The sequence below is a fragment of the Paenibacillus sp. MMS20-IR301 genome (genome assembly GCF_032302195.1).
In the GTDB taxonomy this organism is placed as follows: domain Bacteria; phylum Bacillota; class Bacilli; order Paenibacillales; family Paenibacillaceae; genus Paenibacillus_AQ.
This window is the reverse complement of sequence record NZ_CP135275.1, coordinates 2,464,836-2,481,240: the sequence shown is the minus strand read 5'-3', so window position 1 is coordinate 2,481,240 and position 16,405 is coordinate 2,464,836. Positions and strand designations below refer to the sequence as shown.

Here is a 16,405-nt window from a genome sequence, read left to right as displayed (position 1 = left end):
AGAATTATATGGAGAAGCACATTCAGCTTGGCGAAAATGAGACCGGCGGTGTAAACGTGACAGCGGGGCGCTGCGATCTGCATACGCATACGCAGGCTTCGGACGGCATGCAGCCTCCGGCCGACAATGTACGGCTCGCCTATGAAAAGGGACTGGCGGCGGTAGCGATTACTGATCATGATACGGTCAGCGGTGTCGCGGAAGCCCTTGAGGCCGGTAAGCGGTACGGGATTACGGTGGTTCCCGGTGTTGAGATCAGCACGCGGGCCGGAGGGAAAGAGATTCATGTGCTCGGCTACTATATTGATACTGAGCAGGAGCTGCTGCTGTCCCGGCTGGAAGAGCAGCGGAGTACCCGGCTCGGCCGGAATGAAGCGATTCTCGCCAAGCTGCGGGAGCTGGGTATAGAGATTACCCTGGAGCAGGTTGTGTCCGGCATGGGCCGGGAGCTTAAGCCGGATGAGAGCATCGGCCGTCCGCATATTGCCGATGAGCTGGTCCGGCTGGGCGCGGCTGCAGATATGCGCGACGCCTTCGACAAATATCTGGCCGAAGGTGCAGCGGCATATGTATCGCCGCCGCGGATTACGCCGGAAACGGCCTGCCAGTGGATTCAGGAGGCAGGCGGTACAGCCGTGCTGGCCCATCCCGGAATATACGGGGATGATGCCCTGGTGCGGAAGCTCGCCCAGGCAGGCGGGCTGCGCGGAATAGAAGTCTACCATTCCGATCATGGCCCGGCAGAGCATGAGCGCTATCTGGCGCTGGCCGGAGAATTCGGGCTGCTCGTTACCGGCGGCTCCGATTTCCATGGGGCGCGGCAGGGAGTTGTTTTCCACGGGGATCTCGGCAGTGTCAATGTGCCGGTCGCTGTCCTGGAAGAGCTGAAGGCCGCAGGCGGCATCTGACGGGAAGAGCCCTCTTGGGCGGACAAGTACAGATTAACCGAAAACAACCTCAGGTCCAGCAGCGGCGACGCTTCTGGACCTGAGGTTGTTTTTTTGTAGATAAGAATTGATAGGTTTCGGGGTCCCCGCAAAGTACCTGAGTTCGCCTCGAAGCCAAAGCCCCACTTTGTAGGGTTATTTTAGTCTGCTCTGTGCTAGCTCCGCAGCACACTCGGCAGCTGCTTGATCCGCTCTTCATCCGGTGTGACGAACAGCGTCCGCTGATGATCATAGATCACGAAGCCCGGCTTGGCCCCGCTCGGTTTGCGCACATGGCGGATCAGGGTACAATCCACCGGCACGCTGCTGGACTGCTTGGCCTGGCTGTAGTAAGCGGCGAGCTGAGCGGCTTCCTCCAGTGTGGCATCACCGAATTCTTCACTGCGGATCACCACATGCGAACCCGGAATGTCCTTGGTGTGCAGCCAGGTGTCATTCGGTGAGGCTAGACGGTTGGTGACGTATTCGTTCTGCAGGTTATTTTTGCCGACATAGATATCTACACCTTCAGAAGAAGTGAACACCTGGATCGTCGGCCGGGCCGCCTTCTTCTTTTTCTTACCCTTCTTACTGCGGTCGCGCAGGTAGCCCTGGGTCACCAGCTCTTCGCGGATCTCTTCAATATCATTCAGCGAGGCATGGGCGAGCTGCTGGAGCAGTGTCTCCAGATAGGCGATCTCTTCATGGGTCTTCAGCAGCTGTTCACCGATTACCCGCAGGCTGTTCTTGTATTTATTGTATTTCTTGAAATACCGCTGGGCATTATCTGTCGGGCTGAGCAGCGGATCAAGCGGGACCGTAATTTCTGCCTGATCCTCATCATAATAGTTAACCAGCTTTGCGGCCTTATCGCCTTTAGCTACGGAATGCAAGGAGGCGAACAGCAGCTCGCCCCAGATCCGGTACTGGTCGGCATCCTCGGCCTCATCCCTATCCTTCTGCAGGTTGGCCAGCTTCTTGATATTCTTGCTGCGCTCATTGCCGAGGAAGCGGAGCAGATCGCTTACCCGCTGCTTGACCGTGTCCTTCTCCGCTTTATCCCCGTAATAATCCTCAAGGCAGGTACTTATGGAGCTGAACCGCTTCACCGGTCCGCCGATCAGTCTCAGCGCAAGAGCGGAGAAGACAGGCTTGCCCTTGGCGTTCAGGCCGGACACCGGCTCATATTCCTGCTTCCTTACCGGCTCCATCACAGAATCGAAAGCCGCCCACAGCTGCTGAGGGTTGTCTGCTCCTGTTAAGCTGCTGTATTCGGCTTCCCCGCCCTGCAGCTGCTTGTACCGGAGCAGTATCTCTGCGGCAATCAGCGGGCTTAATCCGCTGAAAGCATGGACCATCCAGCCGGCCGGATCGGCTGAAGGAGAAGGGCCGCCGGTGCCGTCAGCCTGCGGCTCTCCAAGGGAGGCCAGCAATCCGGCGATATCGCCCTCAATCATATCCTCCTCGGGCTCGGCGGGATGCTCGGCGGCATAACGCGCCGCTTCCTCGGCGTCAGCCATCAATGTAACGAAAGCGGATCCGCTGATGTCCAGCGGATTCAGCTTGTGCTGCTGCGGCGGCTGCGTATAGGCGGCCCCGGGCATAACGACCCGGTAGCTGCTGATGGACGGCGTGACATGATGAATGCCGTCGATAATGGTCCCTGTGGCCAGCTCCGTCAGAATGATATTGCTGTGCCGGCCCATGAGCTCGATAATGATTTTTTTGGCCGAGACATCCCCCAGCTCATCCCGGGTTCTGATTGTGATATGAATGATCCGTTCCATGCCCACCTGGGTGATGCTCTCAATGGCCCCGCCTTCACAATGCTTGCGCATCAGCATGCAGAACATCGGCGCCTCCGCCGGGTTGAGAGTATTCCGCTCTGTCAGATGCAGGCGGGGATAAGTCGGATTGGCAGACAGCAGCAGCTTGCCGCCGCCGCCCGCACCGCGCAGGGTGAAGATGAGGTCATGTGTGCTGGGCTGATATATTTTGCTGACACGTGCACCGATAAAGGCCTGAAGCTCATGCACGATCGCTCTGGTAACGATTCCGTCTAATGCCATGATAAGGTTCTCCTGTCGCTAAAATGATGTACTCTCCCTATGATGCCATACTTTCCCTTGTTCGCGCAAAAGGAGAAAGTCTCCCGGGGTGATAATTTGGGACGACCTTGAATACACTTTGGACTAAACAGGTGGAAAAGCTGTGCGCCGCCGGAAGTCAAGAAACGACCGGGAGGGGAAAGATAAGACATGGAACAAAAAAGTTGGCACCAGCTCGGTGCAGAGGAGCTGCAGGAGATGTTCGGCGTCCAGCCGGGCGCGGGTCTGAGTGCGGAGGCTGCTGCGGAAAGACGCAAAGAGAGCGGGTTCAATGAGCTGTCGGAAGGGAAAAAAGTATCGCCAGTGATGCTGCTGCTCAATCAGTTCAAGGATTTCATGGTGCTGGTGCTGATGGGTGCAACACTGGTATCAGGCCTCCTCGGGGAGTATCTGGATGCCATTACGATTATCGCTATTATTCTGCTTAACGGGATACTCGGCTTCGTCCAGGAATTCCGCGCCGAGCGTTCACTCCGGGCGCTTAAGCAGCTCTCTGCGCCTACGGCCAAGGTGCTGCGCGGGGGCAAGCAGGAGAATATCCCGGCCAGAATGCTGGTGCCCGGTGACATTGTCCTGCTGGAGAGCGGGGACCGGATTCCTGCAGATGTACGCTGGCTGCAGTGCAGCGCGCTTTATGCCGAGGAGTCGGCACTGACGGGTGAATCCCTGCCGGTCTCGAAGCATGCACAGGCTATCAGGTCCGAAGAGATCCCGCTGGGCGATCAGAAAAATATCGGTTTCATGGGCACGATGGTCACCCGCGGGACCGGCCGGGCAGTGGTGGTCCGTACCGGTATGGATACGGAAATGGGCAAGATTGCCGATCTGATCCAGAATACAGAAGCGCAGGAAACGCCGCTGCAGCACCGGCTGGAACAGCTGGGCAAGATTCTGATCTATGTCTCTTTAGGACTTACCATCGTCGTTGTCATTGCCGGTATTCTGCACGGGCAGCCGGCGACAGCCATGTTCCTGGCTGGTGTGAGCCTGGCTGTTGCGGCGATTCCGGAAGGCCTTCCGGCCATTGTAACCATAGCCCTGGCGCTCGGTGTCCAGCGGATGATCAAGCGCAAGGCGATTGTCCGCAAGCTGCCGTCGGTAGAGACGCTTGGGTGTGCTTCGGTTATCTGCTCTGATAAGACGGGAACGCTGACACAGAATAAAATGACGGTGACGCGGCTCTGGAGTGCCGGACGGAGCCTTGAGGTAACCGGAGAAGGGTATGCTCCCACCGGACATGTACTCCAGAAGGGCAAGCCTGTTGATCTGAAAAACGACCAGAGCCTACGGCGGATGCTGCAGGTAGGCGCACTGTGCAGCAATGCGGAAATTGTAGAGACCGTTACGGATACACGCGGCAAGAAAAAAGGAAAAGGTACCGATACGGATCCTGCTGCGGGTACAGCATCCGTCTGGGAGTTGAAGGGCGATCCGACTGAAGGTGCGCTGGTAGCCCTGTCTGCCAAAATGGGCTTATCGGCAAGTACACTTGCCGTAACCTTTACCAGGGATACAGAGTTTCCTTTTGACTCTGAACGCAAGCTGATGTCAGTCATCGTCAGCCATCCCGGCGGACGGATGATCTGCACTAAAGGGGCGCCGGATGTGCTGCTGAACTGCTGCACATACATGCTATGGGAAGGCGGAGTGGTGCCGTTAACGCCGACCTTGCGCCAGAAAGTGCTTGATGCCAATGAAGAAATGGCCTCCGGTGCGCTGCGCGTGCTGGGGATGGCTTACCGCGATATCCGCTCCGGAGAAGCCGCCGGTAGTGAGAAGGAAGTGGAATGCCAGCTCGTCTTCGCCGGACTTACAGGCATGATTGACCCGCCGCGCCGGGAAGTGCGCGATGCAATCCAGGTGACCCGCCGGGCAGGCATCAAAACCGTGATGATTACCGGCGATCACGGTACAACCGCGGAGGCGATCGCCCATCAGCTCGGGATTCTGCAGCGGGGCGGCACGGTCCTGACCGGCAGCCAGCTGACCCGGATGGATGATGATGCGCTCGATAAGGTCTCCGACAGCGTGTATGTCTACGCCCGGGTATCTCCGGAGCATAAGCTGCGCATTGTCAAGTCGCTGCAGCGCCACGGCCATGTGGTGGCGATGACCGGTGACGGGGTTAATGATGCGCCGGCGATCAAGGCGGCGGATATCGGAATTTCAATGGGGATCACCGGAACTGACGTCACTAAAGAAGCCTCGGCGCTTGTTCTCGGCGATGATAATTTCTCGACGATTGTTGCAGCCATCGAAGAAGGCCGGAATATCTATGAGAACATCCGCAAGTTCATCCGCTATCTGCTGGCCTCGAATGTCGGTGAGATTCTGACGATGTTCTTCGCCATGATGCTGGGCCTGCCGCTGCCGCTGGTGCCGATCCAGATCCTCTGGGTCAATCTGGTGACGGATGGGCTGCCGGCCATGGCGCTTGGCGTAGACCAGCCGGAGAAGGATTTAATGGAGCACAAGCCGCGCGGTGCGAAGGAGAATATTTTTGCCCGCCGCCTGGGCTGGAAAATCGTCAGCCGCGGACTGCTGATCGGCCTCTGCACACTCGCCGCATTCTGGCTGACCCTACGGATTGCCCCGCATGATGCCGGGCAGCTGATCCGCGCACAGTCGGTTGCTTTTGCCACACTGGTTATGGCCCAGCTGATCCATGTCTTCGACTGCCGCAGCTCACGCTCGGTATTCCACCGTAACCCGTTCCAGAACAAATATCTGGTACTCGCCGTCCTGTCCTCCGTGATACTGATGCTGGCAGTCATGTATATTCCGCTCTTGCAGCCGGTCTTCAAGACCGTTCCGCTCAGCTTCCGTGAATGGTGCCTTGTGCTGGTTATGGCCGGTGTCCCTACATTCGTGATGGGGGCGGGCAGTGTCTGGGGCGGCAAGAAGAACCGCAACCGCATGCGCAGCGGCGGACAGCAAATGATAAAAAGTACAAAGTTTTCGGCATAAAATCAATAGCAAAGTTCCACTCCTATAAGGTATGCTGGTTTCACTGGGCAGCTTGGCTTATGCTTGAATGAGCTGGTGAATGCTGACAAAACTAAGCGTATGCTTCCGGAGCAAGTTTTGAACGAAGCGGATTCGGAAGTAGTAGATGCTGACAAAACTAAGCGTATGCTTTCGAAGCAAGTTTTGTACGAAGCGGATTCGGAAGTAGTGAATGCTGACAAAACATTAGGAGTGGACGGTCCAATGGAATTTACAAAAATGCATGGCTTAGGCAATGATTTTATTATCGTATTCGGTGAAGAGGAGCTGCCGGCCAATGCCTCAGAGCTGGCGGTTACCCTGTGCAACCGGTTCTTCGGCATCGGCGCTGACGGTCTGGTGTACATTCTGCCTTCGCAGCGCGGTGATTATATGATGCGCATCATGAACTCCGACGGCTCGGAGGCTGAGCAATGCGGCAACGCCATCCGCTGCGTATCCAAATATGTATATGAGCACGGACTGGTCGAGTCGGAGCAGATTGTTATTGAGACGATCGGCGCCGGTGAGCAGAAGGTATCGTTAAAAGTTAAAGACGGTGTGGTAGAGACGGTTACGGTGGATATGGGTGAGCCGGTGCTGTCAGGCCTGCAGATCCCGGTAGCTATCGATGCCGAGCCGGTACTGGATCAGCCGATTGAAGCGGACGGGACTGAATTCAAGTTTACGGCAGTTTCCATGGGCAATCCGCACGCAGTTATTTATGTCGACGATGCGGTATCCTTCGATCTTGGCACCTGGGGGCCGAAGCTTGAGGTGCATCCGCTCTTTCCGCGCAAAGTCAATGTGGAGTTCGCCACTGTAATTGACCGCGGACATGTGGATATGCGCGTCTGGGAGCGCGGCGCCGGACCTACGCTGGCCTGCGGAACCGGAGCCTGTGCTACGCTGGTCTCCTCGGTGCTGAACGGTGTGACCGACCGCTCGGCTGTAATCAGCCTGAAGGGCGGCGACCTGTATATCGAGTGGAATGAGGCAGACAATCATGTCTACATGACCGGTCCTGCACAGGTAGTGTACACCGGTTCGGTGGATGTATAAAAGAGGCTCGATCACACTACTTTAGTAAGATAACTTATGTTTTGCATGGGTGCCCCGCAAGCTGCGAGCTTGCGGGGCATTTTGTGCTGGGAAGGAAAAGAAACTTCTTAAGGAGCTGCTGCTTGCTCGGGGGTTGTCTTGATCCCTGTAATCCGGATGCGGAGATCCCGTTACTGAGGCGGAAATCGGGCTGTACGTGTGAAATTAGTGTGAAAAATCCCGTTGCTGAGGCGGAAATTGGGCTGTACGAGTAAATTAGAGTGAAAAATCCCGTTACTGAGGCTGAAATCGGGCTGTAGGAGGAAATTAGTGTGAAAAATCCCATTACTGAGGCGGAAATCGGGCTGTACGAGGAGATTAGAGTGAAAAATCCCGTTACTGAGGCTGAAAGTGAGTTGCATGAGACTAAGCCCGGTGCAAAGTAGGCAGTTTAGGTGACAGAGTGGAAGGTTATCCGAATAATGGTAAGGTTATCCGCGAATAATAGGACTCTGCATAAACAGGGGAGGAGGTGGCATGTATGAAGTCGATGACAAAGAGAAATGCACAGGCAACAGGAACTGAGGTGCCGGGAGAACAACCCGTTCGCATTGTCCCATGCCTGGCCGATACCGTCGCCCAGAGCCTGAGCTATATTCAGTCTGAGCTGGGCGGCAGCCCGGACCTCAAGATCCGCCGCATCCTGATTGGAGGAGAACTCCGGATCGAGGCGGCGGCCGTCCATCTTAGCGGGCTGGCTGATACTGTAGCGGTCAACGAATTTGTTATGGGCTCGTTGCTAGCCAATACAGAGGAGCTGTTTGCGGACATTGCAGACGGCAGAACAGGAAGAGGATCGGCTAAATCTGCATCTGCCGGGTATTCACGTACATGTCACACCGCCGCACCTGCCACCCGTCCCGGTGCCGGTCCACCCGCCGTCCCCGGCGATGTCGCCCGAGCCGCCGCATCTCCCACCGCCGAGCCGGCCGCAGCAGCCCCCGGCGCTCCTATCGCCGGTGACACCAGCGTTACCCCAGGCATCCGCCCCGCCGCAGCAATTGACGCTGCTGCCGCGGAAGCCGAAGCTCTGCAACTGCCCCCGCTTCCGCAGCTTCTCTTAAGCCGTGCCCTGGAAATCGGGGATGCGGTGCTCATAGAGGAGTGGAAGGAGATGATGCTGGCCATTCTCTCAGGGGACACGGCGATACTGCTGGAGGGCTACAGAACGGCCATCATCTGTGAGACGAGGGGCGGGGAGCAGCGTGCAGTCAGCGAGCCGACCTCGCAGCTGGTGGTCCGCGGTTCGAAGGACGGCTTCGTGGAATCGGCAGCGACGAATATTGCGCTGATCCGGCGGAGGATCAAATCGCCCAAGCTGCATCTTGAATACATGAAGGTCGGCACAGAGACGCAGACTCATGTAGCGCTGATGTATATGAAAGGGATCGCCGGGGAGGAGCTCGTTCAGGAGGTCAGGGACCGGCTCCGGAAGATATCCATCGACGAAGTGCTCGAGTCTGGTTTTATTGAAGAACTGATTCAGGATAAGACGTTCACGCCGTTTCCGACCATCTATAATACGGAGCGGCCTGATGTGGCTGCCGGGAATCTGCTGGAGGGCAGGGCGGTTGTTATTGTTGACGGGACACCGTTTGTGCTGATTCTTCCGGCGGTATTTACGCAGTTTTTCCAGTCTGCCGAGGACTATTCCCAGCGGTTCGATATTGCCATCCTGATGCGGTTGGTCCGGTATATGAGCTTTATCGTCCTGCTTCTGGGACCGTCTGTATATATTGCACTGACTACATATCATTATGAAATGATTCCGACGACGCTGCTGATTAATCTGCTCTCGCAGCGGGAGAATGTACCGTTTCCGGCTTTTGTCGAGGTGCTGCTGATGGAAACCGCCTTCGAGATTCTGCGTGAAGCAGGGGTGCGGATGCCTCGCGTAATCGGGCAGACAGTATCTGTAGTCGGAGCGCTGATTCTGGGAACAGCTGTTGTGGAGGCGGGGATCATCACCCCAATCATAGTTATTGTTGTAGCGCTGACCGGGATTGCCAGCTTCGCCATTCCGGCGTATAACATGGCGATTGCCGGCAGAATTATCCGCTTCGCCTTCGTAGTACTGGGCAGTATGTTCGGCTTCTACGGGATTACACTGGGACTGATCGTGCTGGTAGCACATATGAACAGCCTGCGTTCGTTCGGAATTCCGTATCTCTCCCCGTTTGTGCCGCTCTCGGTCAAGGGGCAGAAGGATACCCTTCTGCGGCTGCCGCTCTGGGTGATGGGATCCGGCAAATCCCCGCAGCAGATACGTGCGGAGATGCCTGAATACATGCGGGTCACTACAGGGTATGACGAGCAGCTGTCCCCGCTTATTCTGAAGAACAATTCCGCTGCAGGGCAGCAGGCTGAAGGTGAAGACCATGAAACGAATGAATAATAAACCGTTTAAGCTCTCCGGGATACTGCTGGCTCTTGTCCAGCTATTGCTGCTGACCGGCTGCTGGGACAGTGTGGAGCTGAACCGCCGGGCAATTGTCTCCGGTGTAGCGATTGACAGGGGGGAGACAGAGGCCGAGAAGTTCAGGCTGTCTTTTCAGGTCATCGTCGCTGAAGAAATCTCCGGGGAGAACACCCGGGGAATCTCGCCGGTTGCCCTCTACACAGGCACGGGACGGACTATGTTTGAGGCGCTGGCCAACGCCTCGCGGCAGACGGCGCGTTTCCTGTCGCTGGGGCATGTGCGGGTGCTGGTCATCTCCGAGGAGTTTGCCCGTGAGGGAATCAAGGACATTCTGGATGTCCTGGAGCGCGAAAGTGACACCAGGCTCACCAGCCTGATCTTTATATCGAGGGGCCAGCCGGCGCTTACACTGATGTCCACGATGACGGTGTTCAGTAAGATCCCTGCCAACGACCTGGTAGAAAAGCTGGAAACGAGTTCCAAGCAATTCGGCTATAACTTCCGGATGGAAGTGGATGATGTGATCAGAGGCATTCAGCTGAGAGGGGGAGGGCCGATTATTAACGGGGTGTTTACGTCCGGAAGCCGGAAACAGGCGGATACCAATGACAATCTGAAGAGTATTGAACCGAAGAGCATTTTACGGATATCAGGGTTTGCCGCGTTCAAGGATGATAAGATGAAGGGCTGGCTGGATGGCGACGCTGCGCTGGGTACGGTTCTTTTGCATAACAAAACCAAACAGTTCCCCGTCCTGATTAAACACAGTGAGGGCGGATATATTGCCTTCAATGTGTATCAGTCGCAGGTATCGCTGAAGGTGGAGTCTGCCGATCCCGAGCATCCCGTTATTACCATCAGAATCAGGCAGCAGGCTGCTGTGAAGGAGTCGCCCAATTCCCTGGATCTCACCTCCCCGGAGGTGCTTGAAGATTTGTCGGAGCAGCTTACCGGGGAGACGGTGAAGCAGATCAGATTGGCGGTAACTACAGCCCGGGAGTTTAACAGCGATTATCTCGGCTTCGGGCAGGCAATGCAGCGGAGCAATCCGCGCGGCTGGAAGCAGATAAAGAACCATTGGGAGGAAGTTTTTGCCCGCTGTGAGCTTAAATTCGAAGCAGATGCGGTCATCCGGCACACGGATATGCGCAGCAACTCTTTTCAGATCAACTAACCAGCCGCTTCAATAATGGATCTGCACAAATCTGTATTATAATTCCCTGGAGGTGTTCAGAATGGGTACTGTTAAATTCGGACTGGGCGAGTTTTTTTGCCTGACGGTGCTGTTTGAGCTGGGGACGGCGCTGGTGGTGAATCTGGGGATGAGTTCAGGCAGGGATGCCTGGATATCTATACTGCTCGGCTGTGCTGCCGGTCTGATTGTCTTTACGGGTTATGCCTACCTGTACCGGAAGCATCCGGACCTTCCCTTTACCGCATATACCCGCAAGCTGCTCGGCAAATACATCGGTGCTCCGGTCGGTTTAGCTTACATTATACTGTACATTAATCTGGCCGCCCGGGATCTGCGCGACGGCAGTACTATGCTCGCTATGGCTACCATGCATAACACCCCGCTGTTCATTCTCAGTACCCTGATGCTGCTCTCGGGAGCTTACGTGCTGCATAAGGGTGTGGAGGTGCTGGGCAGAACCTCGATGGTATTCGCGCTGGTAGTCATGCTGATAGGGCTGTTCGGGACCATTATGCTGATGCTCTCCGGCTCGATTAATCTGAACAGGCTGCTGCCTGTGCTGGGGGATGGCCTGCAGCCGGTGCTTGCCTCGGTGGCGCATCAGAATTATATGTTCCCTTTTGGGGAGATGGTGTGTTTCACGATGCTGATGCCCTATTTGCCGGATGTGAAAAAAGGGCCCTGGGTCATCGCTGCCGCCATGCTCTTCTCGGCAGTTCTGCTCAGCTTTACTATGGCGCTTAATATTTCTGTACTGGGAGCAGACATCGTCGAGCGTTCCCCGCTGCCGCTGATGCCGACGATCAGCAAGATTTCGATTTCGGATTTCATCCAGCGGGTGGATATCTTTGTGGTGATGGTGCTGATCATCGGGGTGTTTTTCAAAATGGCTGTGTTCTTCGCTGCTGCGCTGATTGGTATCTCCGAGCTGTTCAGGATATCCTACCGGAGAATGCTCTATCCTTGCGCGCTCATCATTCTTTTCACCTCCATGCTGGATGCACGCAGCTTCACTGAGCATCTGGATGAAGGCGGGGCGCTGCTGTATACGGTGTACCCGTTCTTCATGCTGGTCATTCCTGCCGTATTGATTATTGTCGCCGCGGTCCGCGCTCATTTCTCCGCTCCGCGGCCCGGCTGACTTCCGCGAATCCAGTACACGGCATCCGGCACCAGCAGGCACAGCACCAGAACGGCCGCGGCGAGCTTCTCGGAAGCTGTATACAGCAGATAATCGACGATATAGCTGATGTTACCAAGGCCGTAGCCGAACAGCCAGTCCCCCAGATACAGATACAGCAGGGAGAACAGGGACAACAGCAGAATGACCGCGTATTTGCGCAGCAGCAGCTTTCTTGTTTTTTTCTTCATTTTGAGGCTCCTTTGCAAGAATTAGGAGTAGTATGAATCATTTTCCCCGCAGGCATGCAAGGCAGCGGAGGCACCAGCCTCATTTCCCGGTGAAAGCTTATCATCCATCCCGTTTTATGTTACATTAGTATGAAACTAATGCCACACAAGGGGAGGTTCTTGCGGTGAAGCCGGATTTGCGCTCTGCATGGGAGAATAACGTATTGGTCGGAGACGGAGCGATGGGAACCTTTTTATATCAAAAGGGCTTCCCGGTCGGTATCTCTTACGAGGAATTGAATTTGACCTCTCCGGAGGTTATTGAGGATGTACACCGGAGCTACATCGAGGCTGGTGCTGTTCTGCTGGAGAGTAATACTTATTCTGCGAACTATGATAAGCTGTCCAAATTCGGACTGGAATCCAAGGTTGCCGAGATCAACCGTGCGGGAATCCGGATTGCCCGGCGTGCCGCGGGTGAGCAGGGATATGTTGTCGGGGCTGTAGGTTCTATCCGTGCCGGCAAGCGGGCCAACCTGTCTTCGGCAGAACTGAAAAGATTCTTCTCCCAGCAGATAGCTGCGCTGCTGGAAGAGCAGCCGGACGGCATTATGCTGGAGACCTTCTATGATGTGGAGGAGCTGCATCTTGCCTTAAGAACGGTGCGCAAGCTGAGCGGGCTGCCTGTGATCTGCCAGCTGGCAGTGGATGATTCCGCCCGTACGCTGGACGGGCTCACCCTGCCGGAAGCCTTCCGCATTCTGGAGCAGGACGGGGCAGATGTCATCGGCTTCAACTGTAATACCGGACCTAACGGGATCAAGCGGGCGCTGGGTACGCTTCAGGGGCGTCTTGTGCTTCCCGTGTCCATCTATCCGAATGCCGGTGTGGCGGATTACGTTGACGGCCAGTACCGCTATGGGGCGTCGCCTGAATATTTCGGCCAGATGGCCCCGGTCTTCGCGGATATGGGCAGCCGGATCATCGGCGGCTGCTGCGGGACAACCCCGCGCCATATTGCGGAGATCTCCGCTGCGCTTAAGGGCTACGAGGTGCTTCCGCTTCCTGAGCCTGTTGAATCCAAGGCGGCGGAACGGATTACAGTGCATGAGCATCTCGCTGAAGATGCCGGGCAGGGCGGCGGAGAGCCGACGCTTGTGGATCTGGTTAAGGAACGGCATACCGTGATTGTGGAGCTCGATCCGCCGCGGGATCTGGATATTGCGAAGTTCATGCAGGGGGCGGAGGCGCTGCGCAGAGCCGGCGCTGATGCGCTGACGCTGGCGGATAACTCGCTGGCTGTCACCCGGATGAGCAACATGGCGCTCGGACATCTGGTTCAGGCCCGTACCGGGCTGCGGCCGCTGGTGCACATTGCCTGCCGGGACCGCAATCTGATCGGGACACAATCGCATTTGATGGGCTTCGATGCCCTGGGTATAGACCATGTCCTCGCCGTAACCGGCGATCCGGCCCGGTTCGGCGATCTGCCTGGCTCAAGCTCCATTTACGATCTGACCTCATTCGAAATTATCCGCATGATCAGACAGCTGAATGACGGGGTTGCCTTCTCGGGCAAACCGCTTAAGCAGAAGGCCAGGTTCGTCATCGGCGCCGCCTTTAATCCCAATGTCAAGCATCTGGATAAGGCAGTGGAGCGGCTGGAGAAGAAGATCGCTTCAGGTGCGGATTATATTATGACCCAGCCGGTATACGATCCTGAGCTGATTGCCCGCATAGCCAAAGCCACTGAGCATCTCAATATTCCGATCTTCATCGGTATTATGCCGCTTGCGAGCGGCCGCAATGCCGAATATCTGCATAACGAGGTTCCGGGTATCCAGCTTTCCGCCGAGGTGCGCAGCCGGATGCAGGGACTGGAGGGTGAAGCGGGACGGGCGGAAGGCGTATTGATCGCGAAGGAGCTGCTGGATGCGGCAATAGCACATTTTAACGGCATTTATCTGATCACTCCGTTTATGTTCTATGATATGAGCGTACAGCTGCTGGAGTATATCTGGGCCAAGCAGGGGCGCAAATTGTCCCCCTTGTTTCGCTAGTAAGAATCAATTACAATAGTGTAATGGATGTGATTCCGTTGTCATTTAGTATGACCGGATACGGTCAGTCATCCCTGCAATTCGGTGGACACAAGATTACGTTCGAAGTCAAATCGGTGAATAACCGGTACTGCGAAGTTGTGCTGCGGATGCCCCGGGATTGGTCAGGTTATGAGGATATGCTGCGGCGGCTCGCGCAGCAGCATATCAAACGGGGACGGGTAGATATCATCATTAATAGAGAGCTCACTGACGGGGCGGCTGATGGTCATGCGCTGAACATGGGTATGGTGAATTCCTATCTGGAGTCAGCGGAGATGCTCCGCCTGAAGTACGGTTTCAAGGGAGAGTTGACTCTCCGTGATATACTTTCTATGCCCGGGGTTATGGAATTGAAGGAAGATGCTAACCCTGCTGCTGCGGATATGTCGGGAGAGCTTGCCGCACTTCTGGAGCAGGGCCTGAAAGCCAGCCTTGAGGGTTTACTGGAGATGCGCGCCCGTGAGGGCAGGGTTCTGGCTGCCGATCTGTCACGCCGGCTGGATCATCTGGAAGAGCTGCATGCCGGAATTTCCGGGTTTGCTCCCCTGGTTGTTAGTGAATACCGCGAGAAGCTGCGGCAGCGGCTTGGCGGACTTAATGACGGAAGCTTTCCTTGGGACGAGCATAAATTCGGCATGGAACTGGCTGTATTTGCCGACCGCTGCAATATAGATGAAGAGCTGACCCGTCTGCACAGTCACCTGGGACAATGCAGGGCAATTCTGCTGGACAGTGAGCCGGCAGGACGCAAGCTGGATTTTCTCGTTCAGGAGATGAACCGGGAGACGAACACTATCGGGATGAAGTGCAATCATCTGAATATCGTGAATCTTACGCTTGATATGAAGGCAGAGCTTGAGAAGATACGCGAGCAGGCGGCGAATTTAGAATAACAGAGACCTGAAGCAAGCCAAGATGTTACTTATGGGGGGAACAACCGGAACATGGCAATCAAACTAATCAACATCGGCTTTGGAAATATCGTGTCGGCCAACCGCATTATTTCCATTGTCAGCCCGGAATCTGCACCGATCAAACGGATCATTCAGGAAGCCAGAGACCGGCACATGCTGATCGACGCCACTTACGGCAGACGGACGCGGGCCGTCATCATTACAGACAGTGATCATGTCATTCTCTCGGCGGTTCAGCCGGAGACCGTGGCTCACCGCCTGTCCAGCAAAGATGACGATAACGACGAATAACAACAAATGGAGTGTATTATGTCAAAAGGATTGCTGATTATATTATCCGGCCCTTCCGGTGTCGGCAAAGGTACGGTATGCACGGCGCTGCGGCCGAAGATGCCTGAACTCGTCTATTCTGTCTCTGCCACTACGCGTTCACCGCGTGAAGGCGAAGAGAACGGAGTCAACTATTTCTTCAAATCCAGAGAGCAGTTTGCTGAGATGATTGAAGCTGACCAGCTGCTTGAATATGCAGAGTACGTAGGCAATTACTACGGTACTCCGCGTGACTTTGTGGAGCGGACACTTGAGAGCGGAAGAGATATCATTCTGGAGATCGAGGTTCAGGGTGCGCTCAAAGTCAAAGAGAAATTCCCCGAAGGAATCTTTGTGTTCCTGCTGCCTCCGTCCATGGACGAGCTGAAGGACCGCATCCGCGGACGCGGCACGGAGCATCCTGATGTGATCAATCACCGGATGTCTGTCGCTGAAGATGAGATTGGCCTGATCCGTCATTATGATTATGCAGTTGTGAACGATGAGATCGATCTGGCCTGCAAGCGAATAGAAAGTATTATTATCGCCGAACATTGTAAGGTGAGATAACAGATTATACAGGACTTGCCCAGATTTACAGTAAAAGATGAAGAGGTGCCTTACATGCTATATCCATCCATTGACGAAATGATGACCAAGGTTGATAGCAAGTATTCCCTGGTTGTCGCTTCAGCCCGACGGGCTAGAGCGCTCCGTGAAGGCGGAAAAACCGATATTAAAGCTCCAAGATCGCATAAGTTTGTCGGTGTTGCGCTCGAAGAGATTTATGAAGACCGTATTGTGGTAACCCGCGGCGAAGAATAGTCTCAGGTGATCCTGTTTTAAGGCTTACAGCTGAAATGGTGCCGCCCTTGAATAAGGTCGGCAGAACCATTTCTGCCAGGCACTGCCGTAACTGAAGTATTAATGGCCCGTACCGGGCTGTTCCTGACAACCGGAAGGTTGTTATTTTTTTCTCTATTTATAAGAGGAAAT

The 16,405-nt window shown here is 55.4% G+C and carries 13 protein-coding genes; 11 read left to right on the top strand and 2 right to left on the bottom strand.

Annotated features, from left to right (window positions below; translation table 11 throughout):
* Positions 1 to 8: 8 nt before the first annotated feature.
* Complete coding sequence (locus tag LOS79_RS11010) at positions 9 to 908, top strand: PHP domain-containing protein (RefSeq protein ID WP_315419338.1); 900 nt, start codon at positions 9 to 11, stop codon at positions 906 to 908.
* 194 nt (positions 909 to 1,102) lie between these two features.
* Here LOS79_RS11010 and LOS79_RS11005 read toward each other — a convergent pair whose 3' ends face one another.
* Positions 1,103 to 2,995, bottom strand: a complete 1,893-nt coding sequence (locus LOS79_RS11005) for an Rqc2 family fibronectin-binding protein (RefSeq protein WP_315419335.1) — start codon at positions 2,993 to 2,995, stop codon at positions 1,103 to 1,105.
* Between the two features lie 189 nt (positions 2,996 to 3,184).
* Here LOS79_RS11005 and LOS79_RS11000 point away from each other — a divergent pair, with 189 nt between their 5' ends.
* The 5 genes from LOS79_RS11000 to LOS79_RS10980 all read left to right on the top strand — a co-directional run bounded on the left by LOS79_RS11000 (position 3,185) and on the right by LOS79_RS10980 (position 11,875).
* Positions 3,185 to 6,001 carry a calcium-translocating P-type ATPase, SERCA-type gene (locus LOS79_RS11000; protein ID WP_315419332.1) on the top strand — a complete coding sequence of 939 codons (2,817 nt, stop codon included), beginning with the start codon at positions 3,185 to 3,187 and terminating at the stop codon, positions 5,999 to 6,001.
* Positions 6,002 to 6,244: 243 nt separating this feature from the next.
* Positions 6,245 to 7,081, top strand: a complete 837-nt coding sequence (gene dapF, locus LOS79_RS10995) for a diaminopimelate epimerase (RefSeq protein WP_315419329.1) — start codon at positions 6,245 to 6,247, stop codon at positions 7,079 to 7,081.
* 520 nt (positions 7,082 to 7,601) lie between these two features.
* The gene (locus LOS79_RS10990; RefSeq protein ID WP_315419326.1) at positions 7,602 to 9,515 is read left to right on the top strand and encodes a spore germination protein; all 1,914 of its coding nucleotides are present in this window, start codon (positions 7,602 to 7,604) and stop codon (positions 9,513 to 9,515) included.
* Positions 9,508 to 10,713: a Ger(x)C family spore germination protein gene (locus LOS79_RS10985; protein ID WP_315419323.1), complete on the top strand. Its 1,206-nt coding sequence runs from the start codon at positions 9,508 to 9,510 to the stop codon at positions 10,711 to 10,713. The genes LOS79_RS10990 and LOS79_RS10985 overlap by 8 nt, the downstream gene beginning before the upstream one ends.
* Positions 10,714 to 10,774: 61 nt before the next feature.
* Positions 10,775 to 11,875, top strand: coding sequence for a GerAB/ArcD/ProY family transporter (locus LOS79_RS10980; RefSeq protein ID WP_315419320.1), 1,101 nt, complete (start codon positions 10,775 to 10,777; stop codon positions 11,873 to 11,875).
* On the opposite strand, the gene LOS79_RS10975 is transcribed toward LOS79_RS10980, so the two are convergent.
* Positions 11,848 to 12,105, bottom strand: a complete 258-nt coding sequence (locus LOS79_RS10975) for a hypothetical protein (protein WP_315419317.1) — start codon at positions 12,103 to 12,105, stop codon at positions 11,848 to 11,850. The two genes, LOS79_RS10980 and LOS79_RS10975, sit on opposite strands and share 28 nt — an antisense overlap.
* Before the next feature lie 164 nt (positions 12,106 to 12,269).
* On the opposite strand from LOS79_RS10975, the gene LOS79_RS10970 reads away from it, so the two are divergent.
* Genes LOS79_RS10970 through rpoZ form a run of 5 tightly spaced genes read left to right on the top strand, consistent with a single transcriptional unit; the run spans position 12,270 to position 16,234 of the window.
* Positions 12,270 to 14,144 carry a bifunctional homocysteine S-methyltransferase/methylenetetrahydrofolate reductase gene (locus LOS79_RS10970; protein WP_315419315.1) on the top strand — a complete coding sequence of 625 codons (1,875 nt, stop codon included), beginning with the start codon at positions 12,270 to 12,272 and terminating at the stop codon, positions 14,142 to 14,144.
* Between the two features lie 38 nt (positions 14,145 to 14,182).
* Positions 14,183 to 15,079: a YicC/YloC family endoribonuclease gene (locus tag LOS79_RS10965; protein ID WP_315419312.1), complete on the top strand. Its 897-nt coding sequence runs from the start codon at positions 14,183 to 14,185 to the stop codon at positions 15,077 to 15,079.
* Between the two features lie 51 nt (positions 15,080 to 15,130).
* The gene (remA, locus tag LOS79_RS10960; protein WP_006209218.1) at positions 15,131 to 15,391 is read left to right on the top strand and encodes an extracellular matrix/biofilm regulator RemA; all 261 of its coding nucleotides are present in this window, start codon (positions 15,131 to 15,133) and stop codon (positions 15,389 to 15,391) included.
* Positions 15,392 to 15,409: 18 nt separating this feature from the next.
* Positions 15,410 to 15,979: a guanylate kinase gene (gmk, locus tag LOS79_RS10955; RefSeq protein ID WP_315419309.1), complete on the top strand. Its 570-nt coding sequence runs from the start codon at positions 15,410 to 15,412 to the stop codon at positions 15,977 to 15,979.
* A gap of 54 nt (positions 15,980 to 16,033) precedes the next feature.
* A complete protein-coding gene (rpoZ, locus tag LOS79_RS10950; protein ID WP_315419306.1) occupies positions 16,034 to 16,234 on the top strand; it encodes a DNA-directed RNA polymerase subunit omega in 201 nt (66 codons plus the stop codon).
* The last annotated feature ends 171 nt before the right edge of the window (positions 16,235 to 16,405 follow it).